A 22,535-nucleotide genomic window follows, 5' to 3' on the forward strand; every position below is an offset into this window, starting at 1 on the left:
CTTGCCCTTCCTGGCCGATGTTGAATGCGCCCGCACGGTTACCCACACAGGCGCCGACGGCCACGATCAGCAGGGGTGCGGCAGCGAGCAGCGTTTGCGACCAGGACGCGGCGTCGGAGATGCTGCCTTCGACGAGGGCTGTGGCGACGGCGCCCGGCGAACCGCCCGTCGCAGCCACGAGGAGGGTGGACAACAAGAGAGCGACGGCGAGTGCGATCACCGTGAGCCCGGCCTGTGCGAGTGCGCCCGGCCCGGGCGCGATCTTCGCCACTAAGCGGCGGATCTGATCGGAGGCGGGTCGGGGAGTCGACGGTGGCGAGGGAGAGGGCTTCTCCAGTATCGATGATGTACTCATGCGGCTTCCTCACCACCCAAGAGCATTCCGAGGCGTTCTGCACTTGCCTCAGCGGTCTGTACGACTCCCGCAATCCGGCCATCCGAAATCACTGCTATCCGTGAACATAATGCGGTGACCTCCTCCAGTTCGGTGCTGATCAGCAAGATTGCGACGCCCTGCTCTGCGGCGCGCCGCAGATGCGCGTACATGTTCTCGATGGCGCCGATATCGAGCCCGTGGGTGGGTTGCGCCGCGATGAGGACCTTGGGGTTCGCCGAAAGCTCGCGCGCCAGTACGACTTTTTGCTGGTTGCCGCCCGACAGGTTTCGAAGCGGTGTGTCGATGGACGGAGTCGATATTTCGTGACGCTCGACCAGTGCCTGCGCGTGCCGACGAATTGCCTTGCGGCGTAACCATCCTCGAGTAGAAAGTGTGCCGATATCTTTGAGTGCAAGGTTATCCGCCACGCTCAGATCCAGGACGACTCCGCAGCGATGCCGATCCTCGGGAATGACGCCGATTCCCGCTTTGTGCAGTGCTCCCGGCCGCGACATCGACACGGTTTCGCCCAACACCTTGAGTTCACCGCCTGCCGACGGAACCAGGCCACACAACACGTCACCCAACTCGGCCTGGCCGTTTCCCTCAACCCCGTAAAGTCCGACGATCTCTCCGCGCCGCACACTGAGGGTCACTCCGTCGAGGAGTGCCCGCCCATCCGGATTGGTCATAGTCAGGTTCACCATCTCCAGGGCCGGTGGCTCGGTGACGGACGCCGATTCGCCCGCTGAAGACGAAGCGTCGGACGAGGCTGCGGCGCGATCGAGCACTATTCCGAGTGCCGGTGCCGAGTGATCGAGCGAAACCTCCCGGCCGACCATCTGCTTCGCCAGCATCTGTGGTGTGGTCTCCGCGGTGGGAGCACGAAAGACGACGCGTCCCTTACGGAGTACGGTCACGCGGTCCGTGGCCGCCGAAATTTCGGCCAGCTTGTGACTGATGAGCACTACTGCTCGGTTCTCGGTGGATACTACAGTTCGCAGCACGTCGAAAAGCTCACTCGACTCCGCGGCCGTCAGGACCGATGTCGGTTCGTCGAGAATCAGGATCTGAGGATCTCGGCGCAGACACTTCACGATCTCTACTCGCTGGCGCTGTCCGGCAGACAGTTCCCCGACTACCGCGTACGGATCGATGGGTAGTCCGTATCGACGGGAAACTTCTTCGACTTCGGTGCACGCGCGGTCCCTGTTAACGGCCCCACGCTCTCCGAGGACGGTGTTCTCCCACACTGTCAGGGCATCGATAAGGCTGAAATGTTGGTGCACCATGCCGATTCCGAGGGTCAGAGCGTCGTACGGTGACTTGATTTCCACTCTTTTGCCGTGCCGCAGGATTGTTCCGTCATCTGGCTGGACCAGCCCAAGCAGGATCTTCATCAAGGTGGACTTGCCCGCGCCGTTCTCGCCGAGGAGTCCGAGGATTTCACCTTCGCGAACGGTGAGGTCGATTGCATCGCTGGCCACAACCGATCCGTATGCCTTGGTGATCCCTCGTGCGACCAGAGCGGGCGGCGACGAACTGATCTCGGGAGCTTCGGACAGGGGTCCGTTCTCGAGGACTTCGGTCAGTGGTGGTCGGCCACCCGATACCGGGACATGTTGGCGAGTCATGGTTTACGCGCCGGATGCGGCAATGACGTCGTCCGGCACGATCTCGCCGGTACCGACCTTGGTGATGAAGCTGGTGAGTTCGGCGTTCTGTTGATCGGTTCCCTTGCACAACTTCACGGTCGGAACGGTGTCCTTACCGAGGTGCCATTCCCGGACCGTGCCCATTTGGAGGTTGGCGTCCTTGAATTCGGCGAGAGCAGCAGCGAAGTATGCGCCGGGATCGAAAATCACCGATACTCCCCAGTTGATGTCGGATTCGGCGCAGCGGTCGGTACCCGGTGTGGAAAGAAATACTCCGTTGGCGGTTCCGAGTTGGGCGACGCTGTCGGTTGCACCGCCGAGGTAGGGATACAGTGCCTGCACTCCCTGACTGATCTGGGCCTGTGCGGCCTCACGTGCTTTAGCCGAGTCGTTGAAGTCGCCGGTGTACGTGGTTGTCAGGGTCGCTTCGGGCACCAGCTGTCGAATCCCGACACCGAATGCCTTGGCTGCCATGACGGAGAAGTCGAGTTCCGGGCCGGTGATGTACCCGGCTTTGGTTTCCTTGTTGTCTCGCATGACGATTCCATTGGCGTATCCGGCAGCCAGCATGGCTTCGTTGACGTAGTCTTTCGAGACCGTCACGCGCGAAGTGGGCTTGATCCCGGCGCCGGATGGCGTGTACCAGTTGGTGTTCGAACAGACGGGCTCTTCGGCTGCCGGTAGTGCGTCCTTGAGTTCCTGCGCTGCGATTGCGACGAGATCGACATTCTGTCGACACAGGTTACGGGCCTGTTCGAGAGCGTTGGCCGGGTTCACCGAGCCGACCTTGATCAAGGTCCAGCCGTTGTCGTCGACGAACTCCTGGGCGCTCGAGACAAAGGCCTCGTAGTACCCGTTGTCGTTGAGGTCGCCGGGGCTGATCACACCGATGACAACTTTGCCGTCGCCGTTGACGTCTGGCTGTGATCCGGTAGTCGTCGATCCCGATGATGCGTCGGCAGAGGCAGCGTCGTTGCTTGCACGGTCAGAGCATGCTGTGAGTGCAGCGAGCGTGACACACGCTATAGCCGCTGTGTGGATGAATCGTGATCGTGACATGGGAGACCCTCCGGGGGCGTGGCTCGGTCAGGAATTATGAGCGGAAGTGATATCCGCGTATGAAATACGTTCTTGGTAGAAGAGCGCATCGGAGTCGGCTTGAACGAAATGTGGGAATCCCATTCGGCCGATCGGCGAGACGAGAGTCGGGTCTATGCGATCAGGTTCCGCCAGTATCGTTTCGGAGACTGTGATCGAAACAACCACTGCGAGAACGATATGCACACCGGAGAATCGAACCGTGGGATCGCCCCGATCGATGACTTCGAGAACTCGGCATTCGAGATTCGCGGGGCTGTCGACAAGCGATGGGACCGAAACAACCTGTGAGTCCGTGGTCGTCCACCCGGTGATGTCCAACTCCGACACGTCGTTCGGGTACTCACGTGCAGCTGCCTCGATGTGATCGGCCATTGCCGGCCCGGTCACATTGACGACGAACTCTCCGGTTCGTTCGATATTGACCCAGGTGTCCTTCGGTGCGTCCGTCGCCTCACGCAGACTTCCGATCGTGACGGCGATCGTAGGTGGCTCGCCACTGACCGGCATGTAGTAGCTGAACGGTGCGACGTTGATTCTTCCGTCTTCGTCAACGGTTGTGATCATCGCGATCGGTCGGGGGATGATCAGGTGTGAGAGCAGTCCCTGCTTTTGGGCTGAGGTCCGGGTCGCGAGATCGATCACGTGTCGAGCCGCGGTGTGAGTGCTCATGAGGGGCTGTGGCGTAGTCACCTTGTTCATCCTTTGCCTCAATACGGGATGGCATCCCGCTTTATGAGATGATTTCTGTTTGTCCTCAGAGTGTCAATCGCGGAGAGGCGTCTCGCGCGAAACGAAACACACTGTTAAGCGCCGTAATGCAGCTGTAATGAAAGATATTGCAGCAGAGATAGATAACATGTAATTGGTGTGGTTATTGCCAAAGGGGTTGCCCGGCGCTGATGCCGGACAACCCCTTCGATTTCACGCTCACCCGTCGTCTATCCCGAGACGGCGTACCCCCTATTTCTGTAGGCTCGACCCCAGAAGATTCGAGCGCAGTGTGGAACCGACATAGTCGTCAGAGCGCAGGCCCCTGGCCCGCAGTTCCGGGACGAGGTAGTCGACTACGTCGCCGACTGCGCCCGGCGTCCGCAAAGGATTCGAGATCATGAATCCGCCACGCGAGCCTGTCACCTCGAACTGTTCCGCCATTTCGTCGGCGACTTCCGACGCGGTGCCTGCGATGGTCTGGTCGTACCCGGTCGAGTATCGCCAGCCTTCGTCGAAGAATTCGTCTCTACTGAGCCGGCTTTCGGCGCCGCGGTCGGAGATGAGCCGGTCTACGAATCCCGACTGTGTACCTTGCGCGGCGACGATGGACGCCCGCAACTCACCGAGAACGAACGATCGAGGTAGCACGGAGAAATCGAATCCGGTGTTGTAGGACAGATATGCGCCGACCCCCTCCATTGGAAGCATCCCGAGCATCTCCTCGCGCCGCGCCACGGCTTCGGATCTGCTGGCGCCCAACACCACCTGGATCGCCCAGAGGATACCCACGGACGCGGGATCCCTGCCGGCGTTCTGTAAGGCTGTGTTCAGCTCGGACCGGTGGCGTTTCTGGGAGGCATGATGTCCACCGGAACCGAACACGATGTCCGCAAACGCCGCAGACGCACGGATTCCCCGTGGTGACGAACCAGCCTGTACCAGAACAGGTTTTCCCTGAGGGCTGGGAACACTCGGCAACGGGCCACGAACGTGGAAGTGCTTTCCGTGATGGTCCAGACGATGCACTTTGGCAGGGTCGGCAAAGATCCCCGTCGTGTGGTCGCGGACAATCGCATCGGGTTCGACCGAATCCCACAATCGTTGGCAGACATCGATGAACTCCTCCATACGTTCGTACCGCATGTCGTGATTCATCAATTGATCGAAACCGTAGTTCGCAGCGTCGGAGGTGCGGGCGGAAGCAACGACGTTGAACGCGATTCGTCCGTTCGTTACATGGTCCAGTGAATTGAGGAGACGAGCGATGTAGAACGGGTGCATGTAAGTCGAGGAGTAGGTCAGCCCGAAACCGATCTTCGATGTCGCCTGGCCAAGCGCGGCGATGATCGGTGACATGTCGTGTCGGGGCCACGAGATTCCCCATTTCACCGCAGCGTCAGCCGAGTTCTCCCACGTATCCGGTATTCCGACACCGTCACCGAAGAACAACATGTCGATGCCGCCACGTTCAGCCGTTCGAGCGAGTTCGGTGAACATGTGCAAATCGGGATAGTCAGCGCCCGTCCACGAACCCGGTACGTTCCACCGTCCCTCGGTATGGGTGAAGGAGAGATCAAAGGCCAGTGCCATGGGAGATTGTGCACCCGGGGTCATTGCGGAGTGCCGACGTCGGCGTGCACGGTCAACTCTCGAACGGCCGTTGCGGTGGTGATTTTACCGGCCGCGTGCATGGTCAACGCCGTGACCGCGCCATCGTGCACCGCCGATTCGTAAGCGGCAGCGGCATCCTCGACCAGGAGAACCTTATAGCCGAGCTGTACCGCATCGAAAATTGTTGTCTGGATACAGCATTCGGTGGTAAGGCCGGCGACAAGCAGCCATTCGACACCCAATTCCGTCAGTACAGAGTCGAGACTTGTTCCGAAGAATGCACTGTACCGCGACTTCGTCACAATCGTTTCTCCCGGATCGGGGTGCAGCGCATAGAAATCTGCACCTGACGTCCCGGCCACGCAGGGTTCGGCTGTGCTCGGCCATTGTTCCAGGTCGATACCACGTAACCAGAGTGACGCAGGCCAGGGGTGCTCCGGATCTTGAATCAATCTGACCCACATAACTTTCAGACCGGCGTTCCTAGTGGCGTCGACGAGCGAGCCCACATTCCGAACGGCAGCGGCGACGGCGGCGCGACCTTCCGGCGGCGCCCACTCGAGGTGGGCCGGGTCGGCAAAAGAGTTCTGAATGTCGATCAGGAGCAATGCTCCCGACGACACGTCGCCGGGAAGGTCGCTCATGCGCTCACCGCTGAGAGTGACGGAAGAACGGCTGCGGCGAATGCCGTCATGTCGGGAACGTAGTCCGGGAAGATGAGCATCAAACCGTCGAGTTTCGCGTACTCGACCATCTCTTCGATTTTGGAGGTGACGGTTTCTGCTGATCCTTTGATGACCTCGGTTTGAAAACCGCTCTGTTCCTGAGCTTTCGCGCCGGGGGCCGCATTCTTGTCGACCGGCATCCCGTACGCGATCGCCATGTTCTGCAGGGCTTCCTGATCGGCGCCGGCGCCGTAGAGTTCGTAGCGCCGGTCGGCATCGGCATCCGTGTCACCCAGGACGACGGTGGCCATCGCGTATGTCTTCAATGACCGGCCGTGTTCCGTCGCAGCGTCCTTGGCTTCCCGGCTCACTTGACGCAAGCCGGTCAAATCATGTGCCGACAGGAACGACGCATCGCAGTATTTTCCTTGGAACGCAAGCCCGGCGGGGGAGCGGCCAGCGGAGATCAACGTCGGCGTCACGGCGGGGTGGGGCCTCGACGAGCATTGATCCAGATCGAAGAACTCGCCGTGGTGGGTGACTTCGTCCTTACTCCACAGGTCCAGAAGAATCCGCGTCCATTCTTCCGAATAGCGGTATCGCGAAGCATGATCGAGTTCCTCGGGCCACATACCCATCTGAGCGAATTCCTGCGAGAACGATCCGACTACGATGTTCATGCCACACCGTCCGGCGCTGATTTGGTCAAGTGTGGTGAACATCTTTGCGATGATCGCCGGGTTGAACAGAATGGTGTGTACGGTGGACCAGATCTTCACTCGCTCGGTTGCCTCGGCCAGTCCGGCCATCATCGTCATCGACTCGAGGGTGCGACCCCAATGGTCCGTCCGGCCGCCGTATCCACGCCATTTAGCTTGCGACATAATAAAATCGAAGCCCAATTGATCTGCTGCAACAGCGACCTCACGGTTGTAGTCGTAGGTCGCCTCGATCTTCGGTGCCGTGTCGGAGACGATCCAGCCGCCGTTGCTGATAGGAAGAAAAATGCCGTAGTCGCGTTCGTTCATGCTCACGCCTTTGGGGTGCAGGAAGTCCCTACTCCTGTAGGCCCCGCCGAGTACCTTCCGGAACAGGTCTGGGGGCGTACAGAGCGGGCGGAAGCATGATGTCGACGGCCCGCAGGGATCGTTGACATTAGCGATTCTATCGTAAATTTGTTACGGCACAGGCATTGTCGTTACGATTGATTGAACATGTCATCACACATCGAGCACCAGTCCCGAGGCCTGTGCGCGTCCCACGCAGACGAACATAGATCGGTTCTGTGCGCGTTCCTGTTGCGTCAGAATCGAGTCCCGGTGCAACGGTTTGCCCGCCAGTACTCGTGTCTCGCAGGCTCCGCAGTACCCGTCCAGGCAGTCGCGGGAGATTCCCGGGACTTCTTCGGCAATCGCATCCAGAAGGGTTTGATCTGCGGCCACGTTGATCGTGACCCCGCTGCGTGCCAACGTGACCGAGAACGGATGGTCATCGGAATCGGACGATCGACCCGGTGTGGCGGCGAAGTGCTCTCGGCGGAACCGGCTCAGTGAACCCGCTGCAGCACAATACTGTTCGACACAATCCATCATTGTCGTCGGCCCACAGCAATAGACAAGAGTCGCTGCGCCCCGGCCGCTGACCCAGGTGGCCATGTCGACCCGTCCCGAAATTGTCGTGTCGACGACGGTTAACGAGTCGCCGAGCAGTTCCGTCAGCTCGTCGACGTATGCCATGAGCGCACGGCCTCGCCCGGAATAGACCATCGATACCGATGATCCTTGCGCTAGAGCAGCTTTCACCATGGGAATCATCGGTGTTACGCCGATGCCGCCGGCGATGAAAATGTAGTCGAGTGCCGGTTCCAGTTTGAAATTATTTCGGGGAAGGTCAACCTTCATGGTGCATCCCTCGACCACATGCTCGTGTACCTCCAGTGACCCTCCGCGCCCTCGAGGATCGAGTAGTACAGCGATTCGGTACTTCTGTGAGTCGCCGGGATCTCCGCACAGCGAATACTGCCGGCGAGTACCCGATGGCAAAGTGATCGGAAGATTGGCGCCCGGGGCCCACGACGGAAGTGGGAGCCCTGAAACATCTTCCAAAGTCAGTTCGACAACCTCATCAGCGATGCGGCGAACTGCCTCGACACGGACAGTGCGTCCGCGCGTCGACTCGGATGTGGTGCCTGGAGTGAAGGTGGCAGGAACACGATCCCAGCCCGCTTGGTTGCCCAGCGTCGGATAGGGAACGAGTGCTGATTCGTCGATTCGGTAATCGGGTAGGCGGGTCAGCACCTGGGTTGTCATCTCGGTGAACATGGCTCGGGCCAGATGAGCTCCGGGACAACGGTGGCTACCGATGCCGAACGACAGATGTCTGCGTGCATCACGATCGAGCTGAACGGTTTCCGGTTCCTCGAAGACTTCGGGATCGTGGTTTGCCGCTACCCAGGACATCAGAACTCGCTCGCCGGCCCGCACCGGGCAGCCGTCCACCTCGGTGTCTGCGGTAGCGGTGCGTGCCATCGATTGCGACGGCGCGAACACCCGGAGAAATTCTTCGGTTGCCTGCTCGAGAAGTTCTGGCTGATTGACGAGTTTCTCGCGTTCGTCGGGATTTCTGGCCATCCAGACGAGAGTTGATCCGGTGAGTGATGTTGTGGTGTCGACACCTCCGGCCACCAGGAGGTAGGTCACCGAAACCAGTTCGTCGTCGGTGAAGGGGCGACCCTCCGGATGTGTTGCTGTCACGAGATAGGTCAGGACGTCGCGTGCGGGGGCTTCTCGTCGTGCTGCGAGTAATTCGCGGATTCTCTGCTCGAGATAGCCCAAGCCTTCGACCCCACGCATCGAACGTTCACTGCCTGCCGGCGCAGCAAAGATATCGTGCACGGGACCGGCCAACCGGGGACCGTCTTCCTCGGGAAAACCGAGCCAGGCCAACGTCACGGCAGTCGGCAACGGATTTGTGAGATCGTCGACCAGGTCGCACGAACCCGATTCGATGAACTTGTCGATGATGCGAGTCGTCTGCTCCGCGATCATCGGCTTCAACAATTCCACGGCGTCTGGAGTCAACAGTGGATTGACCAGGTCTCGGTACGCCACTGACTTCGGGGGATCGAGTTCGATGGGGAACTGGGGAAGGCCTACCCCGCGTGGGATGACAAACGATATTCCGTCACCGGGGTTCTGGCGCTCCGACGAGAAGGTCTTGTCGTCACGCGCGATCTTCACGACGTCGGACCATCGCGATGTGTACCAGTAACCCTCGTGCGCGTCGGTCCAGCCGACGGGACAAGTGGATCGACGATCGCGGTAGTAGGCCACGGGGTCGGCGTTGCATTCGTCGGAATGGTGGTCGAAGGGGGAGTTGGCGAAATGAGTGGTCATGATGAGAGCCTTCGGGCATCGAATCTCGTGCGCAGTGTTTCCCGGCTGCGCCACAGGGCCAGGCGAACGAGCATCAGAGAAGGCGTATTGCCACCCCCTTTTCCTGGGTGTACTCGCGCATCGCGAGGTAGCCACCGCCACCGCTGAATCCGCTGTCCTTGGTCATGTTGAACGGGAATCCGATGACGCCGGAGTCCGCGAACTGGTTCACCGACACTTGGCCGGTTCGGACCTGTGCTGCCATACGTAGTGCGCGTGAGACGTCGTTGGTCCAGATCGAGGCCAACAATCCGAAGTCGGTGTCGTCGGCGATCGAGAGTGCTTCTGCGTCCGAGGAGAAGGTTTGAATGGCAAGGACGGGGCCGAATATTTCTTCCCGGATGATCCGAGACGACGCTTCGGCATTGTCGATCACAGTGGGCTCGACGAACCAACCGGTATTGCCGGTACCGGCCGGTCTGCCACCGCCCGTGAGGATGTTGCCGCCCTCGGCCGGTGCCCCGTCGAGAAATCCCAGGACACGCTCGTACTGAGCGAGATTGACCAGAGGGCCCATATCGACATCGGTGTCCCACGCGCCGACGCGCACTGCCCGCATCAAGTCCACGACCCGCTCCCGGACCTCACTCACGATTTCGGAGCTCACCATCAAACGTGAACCGGCATAACAATTCTGACCGGCATTCTCGGTGATCGACGCGACGATGGCTGGCAGTGCCACGTCGAGGTTTGCGTCGGCGAACACGATGTTGGGAGATTTGCCGCCGAGTTCGAGTTTTACGGGAACCAACGACTCGGCTGCTGCGCGCATCACTGCTCGACCCGTGACAGTGGATCCGACAAACGAAATGTGATTGACATCGGGGTGCGTGGTGAGTGCGGCACCGGCGTCGGCCAAGCCCGTGACTACGTTGAACACGCCTGGGGGTAGGCCGACTCTTGCCGCGAGCGCAGCCAGTGCGAGCACGACACGAGGCGCCTCTTCCGACGGTTTGAGTACAACGGTGTTGCCGGCCGCGAGGGCGGGTGCCACGTTGGCTGCGGTCAAGACCGCGGGAACGTTCCACGGTGTGATGACCGCGCACACCCCTAAGGGTTGCAGCAGTGTGTAGCCGTGGAAATCCGGTGTCCGGGTGGGGAGAGTGGCACCGGTGAGTTTGTCTGCGGCCCCGGCAAAGTAGTCGATGATCGAGGTGGCGATCGCGATGTTCATCGAACCGCCCCACATCGGCTTGCCCACATCGCGGGCCTCCAGGGCTGCCAGCGATTCGGCATTCTCTCGTAGTGCCCGGCCCCACTCGGCAAGGATCGCACCGCGTTCGGACGCCGACTTTGCGGCCCAACCCGATGCTGCACCGCGGGCCGATGCGACTGCTTGATCGACAACCGAAGCGTCGCCGCGAGCAACCGTGAAGAAGGCGTCTTCGGTGGAAGGGTCGGTCAGCGCAATTCCGTTGCCCTGTGCCAGGAGCCAGGTGCCGTCGATGAAATGAGCCCGCTCGGGAACTTCGATGTCCATGCTGTAAATACTTGCAGTTTCGTCGCGCAAGTCAAGACAGTATCTCTTATTCTAAGACAATGAAACCTGATGTTTACTCCGTGACAGCGGCCGTGGTTCGGAATCCGGGAGGGCCTTTCTGTCTCGAAGAACTCACCCTCGCCGGCCCGGGACCGAATGAAGTGCTTGTGCGAGTGTCGAGTTCGGGAATCTGCGGTACCGACCTCGAGTTCTCGACGATGATGGACCTGCCGGTAGTGCTCGGCCACGAGGGTGCTGGAACGGTGGAAGCGCTCGGCTCAGGCGTCACCGATCTTGCTGTGGGCGACAAGGTTACGATGACGTTTGCGCGGTGTGACAACTGTGGTCCATGCCGATCAGGCGCTCCCGCGTACTGCACGAATTTCTGGACGTACAACTTCATCGGTTCCCGCCCGGACGGGACTTCTGCTCTTTCCTGCTCGGGAAGTAACCATCCGGAATCGCTGGTTGGTGGGCACTTCCTCGGTCAGTCGTCGTTCGCGACGCGGGTAGTCGCCCGACGAACCAGTGTTGTTCGGGTGCCTGACGACACAGATCTTCATATTGTCGGTCCGTTTGGATGCGGCTTCCAGACCGGTGCTGGTGCTGTCATGAATGTGCTGAAACCTCAACCAGATTCGACGATCGCAGTGTTCGGAGTGGGGGGCGTGGGTGCCGCTGCCGTGATGGCCGCGGGTATCGAGCGATGCGGTGCGATTGTGGCGGTGGATGTCAGCGATGCAAAACTGGAACAGGCCAAGGGCTTTGGTGCCACGCATACGGTGCGAAGCGACAATCCGGATCTATTGTCGATCTTGAACGAGATCGCCCCGGGCGGTTTCGATTTCACTATCGATGCCACCGGTCGGGCAGACGTACTTCGCAACGCGGTGTCAGCCCTCGCTCCGCTCGGTCGTTGCGGGGTTGTCGGAGTGGGGCCGAGTCCCGAGATGTCCTTCGAGTGGCGCTCTATTCTCGCCGGCCGAACGGTGACAGGAATTACGGCCGGCAACAGTGTGCCGGAGACCTTCCTTCCGCAGTTACTCGAACTACGCCGCGACGGGCTCTTTCCTGTCGACAAGTTGTTGTCCAAGTTTGCATTTGCCGACATCGACAAGGCACTCGAGGCAGTTAGTCAAGGAACAGTGGGTAAGGCCGTGCTCGTCATGGAGTAGCAATGCCGTACATACGAATGGCGCCCACCCGAAAAGAATTCGGGTGGGCGCCATAATGGAAGGCCTGCTACGCGCCCCAGCTATCGTCCGGAACAACAGCACTGGAGATGTGCTTGATGCGCTCGGTGTTCACGGTGCCACGGTTTTCGTCACGTCCCTGCACCACCGCGTTCTTCCCGAAACCCTCGACGATCGGCCTGTCGACATCCCGCTTGAGCCACAAGCGGAGAAGATGACGGCGGCGCTCGGGCTCGGGATAGTCATCGTAAGACGTACGCGAATGCAGTGCAGCGTAATTCAGCAGCCACTGCACGTCGCCGGGCTGAAAGTCCATGTCGATGGCCATGCCCGGTTCCTGTGTAATCTCGTCGTACAGGTCGAGGAGTTCGATCTGCGCCTCCGTGAGACGGGGAACCTCGGGGTAATCCTGCGCGGACTTGATGATCGAGTGACCCGCGTACGTCGAGAAGGTGCCGTCCACGTAGCTGGCAATCGGACTCGCGTACACCTTGGCGGGTGCGTCGTGGTCCTGCCGGTACCAGTCGAAGTACCAGTCTTCGAACAGCATCGGCGCGAGATCGGGTCGACGCCGCAGAACCTCGTTGTAGATTGTCGTTCCGCTCACCAGGCTGCTGGCGCCGCCGGATTTGGCTCCGCGCAGGCACATCAGCGCTACGACGTCGGAGCTGTCGGAGTGGAACGGGAGTCGGTCTCGAACACGGGATGGCAGGGCGGTCGGATCGTCCATGGTCTTGTTCGACGAAGCGATGACGTGGTCGAGTAGATCCCCGACCTCGTTCTGTTTCATGGGAACTCCCAAGTGCAGCCCCATGACGAAGAAGATCGCACCGGCAACCTCGTCACCGTATTCCTCGGTTCGAAGACCGCGAACAAGGACGAACCCACGGCCGGAGTCCATAACCGACCCGAATTCGGCGATCGCATCAGAGCACGCGGATAGGGGATACTGCTCGGCTACGACCGTGCGCAGGTCCGGGTCGTCGGCGACGAATCTCCTTCCGACGGATTCGAGTTCATCCCTCTCGGCGTCGGACAGGTGGTAGATCCATTCATCGGTCTTAACGAGCTCGTCACCGCGCCAGGCGGTGGGACCGGTGATCGGCTCCAAAGTGCGGGTTGTCATGACTTTTCCTTAGGTGTCGATGTCACGATCCGAGACGCCCGTACGTCATTGCAATATGACATCTCGTACTACGAGATAATCGGGCGGTTCGCTGGTGCTGTCAATCGCTAGGAGGCTCAGTCGATGATCTGTTCCGAGGATTTAACAAAGCGCCGGGATTTCGATCGGATTGATCGACAGCCCCTCAGCGTTCTTCCACCCCTCATGTCCCTGCGTTCGGCGTCCGACAAGGATTGCGCCTGCTCCGCCAGGAGTCTTGAAGAGATGATCTTTGACGAATACAAGTTCCGCGCCATCGATCTTCAGAATACCGTCAATGCGCAGGGGTTCACGAGTGCTGCGGGTCCAGTTGTCGGCGGCACCGGCAATGCTACCGAGAGTTCGAGGATGGGGCACCGAGCGTCGCGAGTAACACCGCGATGGTTTCAAGATATTCCAGGCAGTCAGCTTCATGCGGCTCCGGTGTGTGGGGATTCGATGACTGATTGCCGGTGGGAAGGTGAATTTGAATTGTCTGAGTCCGTGCCATTGCTGCGTTCGGCTCCTGAGATTCGAAACTTTTTGTGCTGCAAAATTGGTCGCCCAAACTCTAGCCAAGGGAGCACGACTGATTTGCGAGTTATGTCGTCCCCGCCGGTACGTTTCGGCCGTCAATCGCCTGCCTTCAACGTCGCTCCCCATGACGCATCATTTGGCGCGTAGCACTAGTGCTGCTATCGGGTATGGAGCGTTTGGGATTGAAGGAACTCCGGCAGCATGCTAGCGACTACGTCAAACGTGCCGAGACGGGAGAGACCATGCTGATTACCGTCGCTGGCCGGCCGAGCGCTGTTCTCGGTCCAGCTGGAAAGAGGGCATGGTGCTCATGTGAAGAAGTTGCCGAAATTTTCGACATAAGAACCGACCCGGAATGGGCGAAAGATCGCACCCTGATGCACGACCCGATCGTTGATCCGTGGTCGCAGCAGTGAAGTCAGTGTTGGATACCAGTATTCTCATCGCGAACGACGTACCGCCGCTGGACGGCGAATTAGCGATCAGTGCAGTGAGTTTGGCTGAATTGCACTTCGGTCTTCTGGTTGCTTCGACGGCAGAACAACGCGCTCTGCGGTAAAGCGCACGGTCGTAAGCCCCAGCCGCGGGCGCTTGATTTAATGGTCGCCGCGACCGCACCCGCGCACAATGCTCGACTTATCACCCGCAACGCGGATGACCTGCGAGGAATCGAACACTTGCTCCACATCGAATCTGTGTGAGTCGGCGTCCCCGTGGGGACGTTTCAGCCCCGTGATTTCAGTGCCGCCCGAGCAGCGTTGTATCCGCCCATTCCGTGGACGCCGCCGCCCGGGGGCGTTGCCGACGAGCAGAGGAAGGCGCCCGGAACTCCGGTGGCATATGGATTGAGCCCGAATCTGGGTCTGGCGATGATCTGCCGCGGGGTATTCGCGCCGGCCGAGATGTCCCCGCCGACGTAGTTGGGGTTGTACGCCTGCATTTGCGGGACGTTACGAACGTGAGTACCGACGATCCGGTCCCGGAATCCCGGAGCGAAGCGTTCGATCTGCCGGGTTATCGACTCGGTGACATCGCCCGAATAACCGTGCGGCACATGCGCATAGGCCCAGACCGGATGGATGTCTCCGACCGAACGAGAGGGATCGGCGAGGAACTGCTGACCCAATAGGATAAAGGGCTTCCCAGGCATGGAACCTTGTACGGTCTGACGCTCCACGGCAGCCGTTTCCGATATCGTTCCGGCTAGATGCAGGGTTCCGGCTTTCCGTGCGTGGGGATTGGTCCACGGTACGACGCTTCCGTCGGAGTCACTGCGCACGGCGTAGTCAACCTTGTAGGCGGCGGGACCGTAGCGGTATTTGCGGTAGGCCCGTGCAATGCGATCAGGCTGCCGACCATCGAGGAGTCGGGCGGCGGCATCGGGCGCGAGGTCAAGCATCACGATGTCGTAGCCGACCAACGAAGAAAAGTCGGTGACCCAGTTTCCGGTCTCGATTGTACCGCCAAGGCTGCGCAGAATTGACGCCAGTGCCGCAGCAATTGCGCCCGAACCACCTTGTGCCACAGGCCAACCGTGAGCGTGGGCGCCGGCGCCGAGCATCAATCCGACCGCGCTGGACAGCGGTGCATTCAGTGACCCGAACATATGCGCAGCGACGCCACCGAACAGTGCACGTGCTTGCGGGGTCTGCCAGATACGAGCAAGGGCGGTAGCGGGAAGGAGTGCTCCGGCACCGAAACGTGCGAGCGTCAGCGGATGCTTCGGCACATGAATGACCGGTTGAAAGACGTCCTGCACCAATTCGTCGAAGTTCACGGAGAGGTATCCGAAGACGCTGCGCCACTTCTTACCGTCGACACCCAGTCCGTCTGCGGTTCGATTGATATCGCGCCACAGAACGCCGGCGGTGCCGTCGTCAAGCGGGTGAACGAGGTCGATTTCGGGCCAAAGCCATGTCAGTCCGTGATCGGCGAGGGTGAATTCCCGGTCGAGTTCCCTGAAAAACGGTGAGGCCAGAGCGGTGGGATGAAAAGCGGAGCAGTCGTCGTGGATGAGTCCGTCGACGATGTACTCACTACTACTGCGGGTGCCGCCCCCGATCTTGTCGGCGCCCTCGATGACATGAACTTCGATTCCGCTGCGTGCAAGTTCGATTGCCGCGGCCAGCCCGTTGGGGCCGCTGCCTACCACCACTGCGGTTGTCATTGTCTGACACCTCGTTTCCTTGCAGTGAGCGTACGCAAATCACATCAATGGCATTAGTCGCACAAAAAGTGAGGACGACCCCTTGGTTGATCGCTCAACTTTTGTTAGAATTCCAAGCACACTGGCCGCAGCTGATCTTTATCGCTGCGGCCAGTTGTTGCATTTATCGCCCTTTTGTCTCCCGCATAGCCTGCTTGCCTGGGGATTCGGTATCCTGTGAAGCGGAACTTTCTGCACGAAACGCAGCCCTGAATCTCTTCGAGGCGCTCTCGGGCGTCAGCATCGTCGCAGTTCAGGGCAAACATAGGGCTACCTTAGTTGCGCACATGCCGGGGTTCTGAATTATCGTTTTTGTTACACGGTTGTCTCGCAGACGTTTCAACCCGGTACCGACACATCGTCGTGTCGGTGCTCTTTACTGACTTGCATTGCAAGTTGATGGCCATCAGCGCTGCTGGTCGTCGGTGCATCTTTATGGCATACGAAGGCTAGGTATGAAGCAACTTCCAGGCCCCCAAGGCCTCTATCACCCGTCCAACGAGCACGACTCCTGTGGTGTCGCGTTTGTTGTCGACATGCATGGTCGCCGCAGTCGAGACATCGTCGAGAAGGCGATTACGGCTCTGGTGAACCTCGAGCACCGCGGTGCTGCCGGTTCCGAACCCAACACGGGTGACGGCGCGGGCATCCTGCTGCAGGTTCCCGACAAGTTCTTCCGAGCTGTCGTGGACTTCCCGCTGCCCGCCGAAGGCGCGTACGCAACGGGTATCGCATTCCTGCCGCAGGCCGACACGGATGCTCACGAGGCCGCTGCTGCGGTCGAGAAGATCGTCGTCGAAGAGGGCCTGACGGTTCTGGGCTGGCGTGAGGTCGGAACCGACGACTCTTCGCTTGGCGCATTGGCGCGCGACGCCATGCCGACGTTCCGTCAGATCTTCATCGGTTCCGAGGGCGACGAGTTCACGGGCATGGACCTCGAGCGTCGTGCTTACGTCGTGCGTAAGCGCACCGAGCACGAACTCGGCACCGAAGGCGCCGGCAAGGGCGGCCCCGGTAGCGAGACTGTGTACTTCCCCAGTCTCTCCGGTCAGACATTTGTCTACAAGGGCATGCTGACGACGCCACAGCTCAAGGGTTTCTACCTGGATCTGCAGGACGACCGTGTCGAGAGCGCCTTGGGTTTGGTCCACTCGCGCTTCTCCACCAACACGTTCCCGTCGTGGCCGCTGGCACACCCGTTCCGACGCGTTGCGCACAACGGTGAGATCAACACCGTCACCGGCAACGAGAACTGGATGCGCGCTCGCGAGTCCCTCATCGACAGCGATGTCTTCGGTGGCCGCGAAAACCTGGACAAGATCTTCCCGATCTGCACCAAGGGCGCCAGTGACACCGCTCGTTTCGACGAGGTGCTCGAGATGCTGCACCTCGCGGGCCGCAGCCTCCCGCACGCAATCTTGATGATGATCCCGGAAGCCTGGGAGAAGCACGAGAGCATGGACCCCGCTCGTCGGGCGTTCTACGAATACCACTCCGCGCTCATGGAGCCGTGGGACGGACCGGCGTCGGTGTGCTTCACCGACGGCACCGTCATCGGCGCTGTGCTGGACCGCAACGGTCTGCGTCCGTCGCGTCTGTGGATCACCGAAGACGGCCTTGTTGTCATGGCGTCGGAGGTCGGCGTTCTGCCGATCGACCCGTCCACCGTGGTCCAGAAGATCCGCCTCCAGCCCGGCCGCATGTTCCTTGTGGACACGGCGCAGGGCCGGATCATCAGCGACGACGAACTGAAGTCCGAACTCGCAGCCGAGCAGCCGTACCAGGAGTGGATCGACGAAGGTCTGATCCACATGGACGACCTGCCCGATCACCCGTACACGTACATGTCGCACGAGCGTGCGGTTCTGCGTCAGCAGCTCTTCGGATTCACCAACGAAGAGGTCAACCTCCTCGTCAAGCCGATGGCTCTCTCGGGTGCCGAGGCTTTGGGTTCGATGGGTACCGACACTCCGATCGCCGTGCTTTCCGCACGTCCGCGGATGCTGTTCGACTACTTCTCGCAGCTGTTCGCTCAGGTCACCAACCCACCGCTCGACGCGATTCGTGAAGAGGTTGTCACCAGCCTCGGCGCCACCATCGGCCCCGAAGGCGACCTGCTGCATCCGAATGCGGACTCCTGCAAGCAGATTGCACTTCCGCAGCCGATCCTGCACAACGACGATCTGTCGAAGCTCGTTCACGTCAACGACAACGGCCTGTTCCCGGGCTTCCGCAGCGTCGTGATCCGCGGCCTGTACCCCGCCAAGGAAGGCGGCGACGGTATCCGTCGTTCGCTCGAAGGCATCAAGTACCAGGTGTCGCAGGCAATCGAGGGTGGCGCACGCATCATCGTGCTCTCGGACCGCGAGTCCACCGAGGACTACGCGCCGATTCCGTCGCTGCTCCTCACCTCCGCCGTGCATCACCACCTGGTTCTCGAGAAGTCGCGGACCAAGGTCGGCCTCATCGTCGAGGCCGGCGACGCCCGCGAGGTGCACCACATGGCGCTTCTCCTCGGCTTCGGTGCCGCAGCGGTCAACCCCTACATGGCTTTCGAAACCGTCGACGAGTTGCTTCAGAACGGTGAGCTCGAGGGTCTGACCATCGAGAAGGGCATCGCCAACTACATCAAGGCTGCCGGCAAGGGTGTTCTCAAGGTGATGTCCAAGATGGGCATCTCGACACTCGCGTCGTACACCGGTGCTCAGCTGTTCCAGGTCATCGGCCTCTCGCAGGAGCTGACGGACGAGTACTTCACCGGTCTGCAGTCGCATCTCGGCGGTATCGGCCTCGATCAGATTGCCGACGACGTAGCCGCACGTCACCGCATTGCGTACCTGGACCGTCCCGAAGAGCGCGCTCACCGCGAGCTCGAAGTTGGCGGCGAGTACCAGTGGCGTCGTGAAGGCGAATACCACCTGTTCAACCCGGACACGGTATTCAAGCTCCAGCATGCCACTCGCACAGGGCAATACGAGGTCTTCAAGGAATACACGACCCTGGTCAACGACCAGTCGGAGCGTCTTGCAGCACTACGTGGCCTCTTCGAGTTCAACATCGGCAAGCGGCCCTCCATCTCCATCGACGAGGTCGAGCCGGCCAGCGAGATCGTCAAGCGTTTCTCGACGGGTGCGATGAGCTACGGCTCCATCTCCGCCGAGGCTCACGAGACCCTCGCTATCGCGATGAACCGTCTGGGCGCCCGCTCCAACTCCGGTGAGGGCGGCGAACATCCGTCACGCTTCATCCCGGATGCAAACGGCGACTCGCGTCGAAGTGCCATCAAGCAGGTCGCGTCGGGACGCTTCGGTGTCACGTCGCACTACCTGACCAACTGCACCGACATCCAGATCAAGATGGCGCAGGGAGCCAAGCCTGGTGAGGGCGGCCAGCTTCCGGCTCACAAGGTGTACCCGTGGGTGGCCGAGGTTCGGCACTCCACACCGGGCGTCGGTCTCATCTCGCCGCCGCCGCACCATGACATCTACTCGATCGAGGATCTCGCTCAGCTGATCCACGATCTGAAGAATGCCAACCCGCAGGCCCGCGTTCACGTGAAGCTGGTCTCCGAAGTTGGCGTCGGAACCGTCGCGGCCGGTGTCTCCAAGGCGCACGCCGACGTCGTTCTGATCTCCGGTCACGACGGTGGCACCGGTGCCACCCCGCTGACCTCCGTCAAGCACGCAGGCGCACCGTGGGAACTCGGCCTCGCCGAGACCCAGCAGACGTTGCTGCTCAACGGTCTTCGTGACCGTATCGTCGTGCAGGTCGACGGTCAGCTCAAGACGGGCCGCGACGTTGTTGTTGCTGCTCTGCTCGGCGGCGAGGAGTTCGGTTTCGCCACCGCGCCGCTGGTTGTCTCGGGTTGCATCATGATGCGCGTCTGCCACCTCGACACCTGCCCTGTGGGTGTCGCGACGCAGAACCCCGTGCTGCGACAGCGTTTCAGCGGCAAGCCGGAATTTGTCGAGAACTTCTTCATGTTCATCGCCGAAGAGGTTCGTGAGCTTCTCGCGGAACTCGGTTTCCGCACGCTGCTCGAAGCAGTCGGCCAGGTCGACATGCTGGACACCACGCGCGCTCTCGCACACTGGAAGGGAAGCAAGGCCGGCAATCTCGATCTGTCGCCGATCCTGCACCAGGTCGAGTCCGCGTTCATGGACCAGGACGTCCACTGCACCGGCACACAGGATCACGGCCTCGACAAGGCACTCGATCAGCAGTTGATCGTCGCGGCACGCAACGCACTCGACAAGGGTGAGCCGGTCGCATTCGAGTCCGCGATCACCAACGTCAACCGCACGGTCGGCACCATGCTCGGCCACGAGGTCACCAAGGCGTTCGGTGGAGAGGGCTTGCCCGACAACACCATCGACATCACGTTCACCGGCAGTGCCGGTAACAGCTTCGGTGCTTTCGTGCCCCGCGGTATGACCCTTCGCCTGAACGGCGACGCCAACGACTTCGTCGGCAAGGGGCTTTCGGGTGGACGCATCGTCGTACGGCCGCCGCTCAATGCAGCGGAAGGCTTTGTCGCCGAAGACAACATCATCGGTGGCAATGTGATCCTGTTCGGCGCCACCAGCGGTGAGGCTCTACTGCGTGGAATCGTCGGCGAACGTTTCGCAGTCCGTAACTCCGGCGCCACTGCTGTCGTCGAGGGTGTGGGCGATCACGGGTGCGAGTACATGACCGGCGGCAAGGTGGTCATTCTCGGAAAGACCGGCCGTAACTTCGGTGCCGGCATGTCCGGTGGCGTCGCGTTCGTCTACAACCCGGACCGCGATTTCGAAGCCAACCTCAACACCGAGTTGGTAGACCTCGAGGACCTCGAAGGCGACGAGTACGTCTGGCTCAAGAGTGCCATCGAAAGGCACCGCGACGAAACAGGTTCCGAGGTGGCTGCGCGAATCCTCGCAGATTGGTCCCAGCAGGTGACCCACTTCGCGAAGGTTATGCCGCGCGATTACAAGAAGGTACTGATGGCAATCAAGGACGCCGAAATTCGCGGCGCAAACGTCGACGAGGCAATCATGGAGGCAGCTCGTGGGTGATCCAAGCGGTTTCCTGAAGCACGGCTCGCGCGAATTGCCGGTCCGTCGTCCCGTTCCACTGCGCCTGCTCGACTGGAAAGAGGTGTACGAGGAGTTTCCGAAGGAGTCCCTCAAAACCCAAGCCAGCCGTTGCATGGACTGCGGAATTCCTTTCTGCCACAACGGTTGCCCCCTCGGAAATCTGATTCCCGAGTGGAACGACCTGGTGTACAAGGACCAATGGCACGACGCCGTCGAGCGTCTGCACGCGACCAACAACTTCCCGGAGTTCACCGGTCGCCTGTGCCCTGCACCGTGTGAAGCGTCGTGCGTCCTGGGCATCAACCAGGATCCCGTCACCATCAAGCAGGTCGAGGTCGAGATCATCGACAAGGCCTTCGACGAGGGATGGGTCAAGCCGGTTCGTGCTGCACGCGCCACCAACAAGCGCATCGCAGTTGTCGGCAGTGGTCCCGCTGGTCTGGCTGCAGCGCAGCAGCTGACCCGCGCCGGTCACGCAGTGACGGTCTTCGAGCGGGAAGACCGCATCGGCGGCCTTCTGCGCTACGGCATTCCCGAGTTCAAGATGGAGAAGCGCCACATCGATCGCCGTCTCGAGCAGATGGAAGCCGAAGGCACCGTCTTCAAGACCAACGTCAATGTGGGCGTGGATATCACGGCCGACGAGCTGCGCGAGCAGTTCGACGCCGTGGTTCTGGCCGGCGGCGCTACCTTGGCCCGCGATCTGCCGATCCCCGGCCGCGAACTCGACGGAATTCATCAGGCGATGGAGTTCCTGCCGATCGCCAACCGCGTGCAGTTGGGTGACCTCGACGCTCCCACCATCACCGCTGAAGGCAAGAAGGTCGTCATCATCGGCGGCGGCGACACCGGCGCCGACTGCCTCGGTACCTCGCACCGTCAGGGCGCAGCCAGCGTCCACCAGTTCGAGATCATGCCGCGTCCGCCGGAGACTCGCGCCGAGCAAACCCCATGGCCGACATACCCGTTGATGTACCGCGTGGCTTCGGCTCACGAGGAGGGCGGCGAGCGCCTGTTCTCCGTCAACACCGAGAACTTCGTCGGTGTCGACGGCAAGGTCACCGGCCTCAAGGCTCACGAGGTCGAGATGAAGTCGGGTCGCTTCGAGAAAGTAGAGGGCTCGGACTTCGAGCTCGAAGCGGATCTCGTACTCCTGGCCATGGGCTTTGTCGGACCTGAAAAGCCGGGTCTGCTCACCGATCTCGGTGTCGACCTGAACGAGCGCGGCAACGTCGCCCGCACGTCCAAGTGGAATACCAACATCGACGGCGTCTTTGTTGCCGGCGATATGGGCCGCGGTCAGTCCCTGATCGTCTGGGCCATCGCCGAGGGACGTTCCGCAGCAGC

Annotated in this window: 16 protein-coding genes and 1 pseudogene; 5 read left to right on the forward strand and 12 right to left on the reverse strand. The window is 60.8% G+C overall.

The window, feature by feature from the left end:
• The 9 genes and pseudogenes from QM600_RS23360 to QM600_RS23400 form a co-directional block, all read right to left on the reverse strand.
• Positions 1 to 355 (reverse strand): annotated as a pseudogene (locus tag QM600_RS23360) (hypothetical protein); the annotation flags it as partial.
• Positions 352 to 2,010, reverse strand: a complete 1,659-nt coding sequence (locus QM600_RS23365; RefSeq protein WP_283263950.1) for an ABC transporter ATP-binding protein — start codon at positions 2,008 to 2,010, stop codon at positions 352 to 354. The gene QM600_RS23365 and the pseudogene QM600_RS23360, both read right to left, overlap by 4 nt.
• Positions 2,011 to 2,013: 3 nt before the next feature.
• On the reverse strand, positions 2,014 to 3,090 hold the full coding sequence (locus QM600_RS23370; RefSeq protein ID WP_283263951.1) for a BMP family ABC transporter substrate-binding protein: 1,077 nt from the start codon (positions 3,088 to 3,090) through the stop codon (positions 2,014 to 2,016).
• A 27-nt stretch (positions 3,091 to 3,117) separates the two neighbouring features.
• Positions 3,118 to 3,822 (reverse strand): flavin reductase family protein, encoded by a 705-nt coding sequence (locus QM600_RS23375; RefSeq protein WP_283263952.1) that lies wholly within the window; start codon positions 3,820 to 3,822, stop codon positions 3,118 to 3,120.
• Positions 3,823 to 4,092: 270 nt separating this feature from the next.
• A complete protein-coding gene (locus QM600_RS23380) occupies positions 4,093 to 5,433 on the reverse strand; it encodes an NtaA/DmoA family FMN-dependent monooxygenase (RefSeq protein WP_283263953.1) in 1,341 nt (446 codons plus the stop codon).
• 20 nt (positions 5,434 to 5,453) lie between these two features.
• Positions 5,454 to 6,098, reverse strand: coding sequence for a cysteine hydrolase family protein (locus tag QM600_RS23385; protein ID WP_283263954.1), 645 nt, complete (start codon positions 6,096 to 6,098; stop codon positions 5,454 to 5,456).
• A complete protein-coding gene (locus tag QM600_RS23390; RefSeq protein WP_283263955.1) occupies positions 6,095 to 7,147 on the reverse strand; it encodes an LLM class flavin-dependent oxidoreductase in 1,053 nt (350 codons plus the stop codon). Before QM600_RS23390 ends, QM600_RS23385 begins: the two co-directional genes overlap by 4 nt.
• Before the next feature lie 192 nt (positions 7,148 to 7,339).
• Positions 7,340 to 9,514 carry a cytochrome P450/oxidoreductase gene (locus QM600_RS23395; RefSeq protein WP_283263956.1) on the reverse strand — a complete coding sequence of 725 codons (2,175 nt, stop codon included), beginning with the start codon at positions 9,512 to 9,514 and terminating at the stop codon, positions 7,340 to 7,342.
• 73 nt (positions 9,515 to 9,587) lie between these two features.
• Positions 9,588 to 11,033 (reverse strand): aldehyde dehydrogenase family protein, encoded by a 1,446-nt coding sequence (locus QM600_RS23400; RefSeq protein WP_283263958.1) that lies wholly within the window; start codon positions 11,031 to 11,033, stop codon positions 9,588 to 9,590.
• Between the two features lie 59 nt (positions 11,034 to 11,092).
• On the opposite strand from QM600_RS23400, the gene QM600_RS23405 reads away from it, so the two are divergent.
• Positions 11,093 to 12,208, forward strand: a complete 1,116-nt coding sequence (locus tag QM600_RS23405; protein WP_283263959.1) for an NAD(P)-dependent alcohol dehydrogenase — start codon at positions 11,093 to 11,095, stop codon at positions 12,206 to 12,208.
• 67 nt (positions 12,209 to 12,275) lie between these two features.
• Here the strand turns inward: QM600_RS23405 and QM600_RS23410 are convergent, their stop codons facing one another.
• Together QM600_RS23410 and QM600_RS23415 are read right to left on the reverse strand one after the other, a co-directional pair.
• Positions 12,276 to 13,352, reverse strand: a complete 1,077-nt coding sequence (locus QM600_RS23410) for a TauD/TfdA family dioxygenase (protein ID WP_283263960.1) — start codon at positions 13,350 to 13,352, stop codon at positions 12,276 to 12,278.
• Between the two features lie 141 nt (positions 13,353 to 13,493).
• Complete coding sequence (locus QM600_RS23415; protein ID WP_283263961.1) at positions 13,494 to 13,805, reverse strand: DUF4357 domain-containing protein; 312 nt, start codon at positions 13,803 to 13,805, stop codon at positions 13,494 to 13,496.
• A gap of 269 nt (positions 13,806 to 14,074) precedes the next feature.
• On the opposite strand from QM600_RS23415, the gene QM600_RS23420 reads away from it, so the two are divergent.
• The gene (locus QM600_RS23420) at positions 14,075 to 14,323 is read left to right on the forward strand and encodes a type II toxin-antitoxin system Phd/YefM family antitoxin (protein WP_283263962.1); all 249 of its coding nucleotides are present in this window, start codon (positions 14,075 to 14,077) and stop codon (positions 14,321 to 14,323) included.
• The gene (locus tag QM600_RS23425) at positions 14,308 to 14,466 is read left to right on the forward strand and encodes a PIN domain-containing protein (protein WP_283263963.1); all 159 of its coding nucleotides are present in this window, start codon (positions 14,308 to 14,310) and stop codon (positions 14,464 to 14,466) included. The genes QM600_RS23420 and QM600_RS23425 overlap by 16 nt, the downstream gene beginning before the upstream one ends.
• Positions 14,467 to 14,631: 165 nt before the next feature.
• Here the strand turns inward: QM600_RS23425 and QM600_RS23430 are convergent, their stop codons facing one another.
• Positions 14,632 to 16,074, reverse strand: coding sequence for a phytoene desaturase family protein (locus QM600_RS23430; protein WP_283263965.1), 1,443 nt, complete (start codon positions 16,072 to 16,074; stop codon positions 14,632 to 14,634).
• 494 nt (positions 16,075 to 16,568) lie between these two features.
• Between QM600_RS23430 and gltB the strand changes: the two genes are divergently transcribed.
• Together gltB and QM600_RS23440 are read left to right on the forward strand one after the other, a co-directional pair.
• Entirely contained in the window at positions 16,569 to 21,167 is a 4,599-nt protein-coding gene (gene gltB, locus QM600_RS23435; RefSeq protein ID WP_283263966.1) for a glutamate synthase large subunit, read from the forward strand.
• Positions 21,160 to 22,535, forward strand: a 1,376-nt coding sequence (locus QM600_RS23440; protein WP_283263968.1) for a glutamate synthase subunit beta, incomplete at its 3' end; no start/stop codon positions are given. The genes gltB and QM600_RS23440, both read left to right, overlap by 8 nt.

The organism is Rhodococcus sp. IEGM 1379 (assembly GCF_030056815.1).
GTDB lineage: Bacteria > Actinomycetota > Actinomycetes > Mycobacteriales > Mycobacteriaceae > Rhodococcus_F.

Excerpts from the sequence above, each read along its gene's own strand:
- QM600_RS23365 (WP_283263950.1), bottom strand. The coding sequence starts at position 2,010 with ATGACTCGCCAACATGTCCCGGTATCGGGTGGCCGACCACCACTGACC.
- QM600_RS23370 (WP_283263951.1), bottom strand. The coding sequence starts at position 3,090 with ATGTCACGATCACGATTCATCCACACAGCGGCTATAGCGTGTGTCACG.
- QM600_RS23380 (WP_283263953.1), bottom strand. The coding sequence starts at position 5,433 with ATGGCACTGGCCTTTGATCTCTCCTTCACCCATACCGAGGGACGGTGG.
- QM600_RS23385 (WP_283263954.1), bottom strand. The coding sequence starts at position 6,098 with ATGAGCGACCTTCCCGGCGACGTGTCGTCGGGAGCATTGCTCCTGATC.
- QM600_RS23390 (WP_283263955.1), bottom strand. The coding sequence starts at position 7,147 with ATGAACGAACGCGACTACGGCATTTTTCTTCCTATCAGCAACGGCGGC.
- QM600_RS23395 (WP_283263956.1), bottom strand. The coding sequence starts at position 9,514 with ATGACCACTCATTTCGCCAACTCCCCCTTCGACCACCATTCCGACGAA.
- QM600_RS23400 (WP_283263958.1), bottom strand. The coding sequence starts at position 11,033 with ATGGACATCGAAGTTCCCGAGCGGGCTCATTTCATCGACGGCACCTGG.
- QM600_RS23405 (WP_283263959.1), top strand. The coding sequence starts at position 11,093 with ATGAAACCTGATGTTTACTCCGTGACAGCGGCCGTGGTTCGGAATCCG.
- QM600_RS23410 (WP_283263960.1), bottom strand. The coding sequence starts at position 13,352 with ATGACAACCCGCACTTTGGAGCCGATCACCGGTCCCACCGCCTGGCGC.
- QM600_RS23415 (WP_283263961.1), bottom strand. The coding sequence starts at position 13,805 with ATGAAGCTGACTGCCTGGAATATCTTGAAACCATCGCGGTGTTACTCG.
- QM600_RS23420 (WP_283263962.1), top strand. The coding sequence starts at position 14,075 with ATGGAGCGTTTGGGATTGAAGGAACTCCGGCAGCATGCTAGCGACTAC.
- QM600_RS23430 (WP_283263965.1), bottom strand. The coding sequence starts at position 16,074 with ATGACAACCGCAGTGGTGGTAGGCAGCGGCCCCAACGGGCTGGCCGCG.
- gltB (WP_283263966.1), top strand. The coding sequence starts at position 16,569 with ATGAAGCAACTTCCAGGCCCCCAAGGCCTCTATCACCCGTCCAACGAG.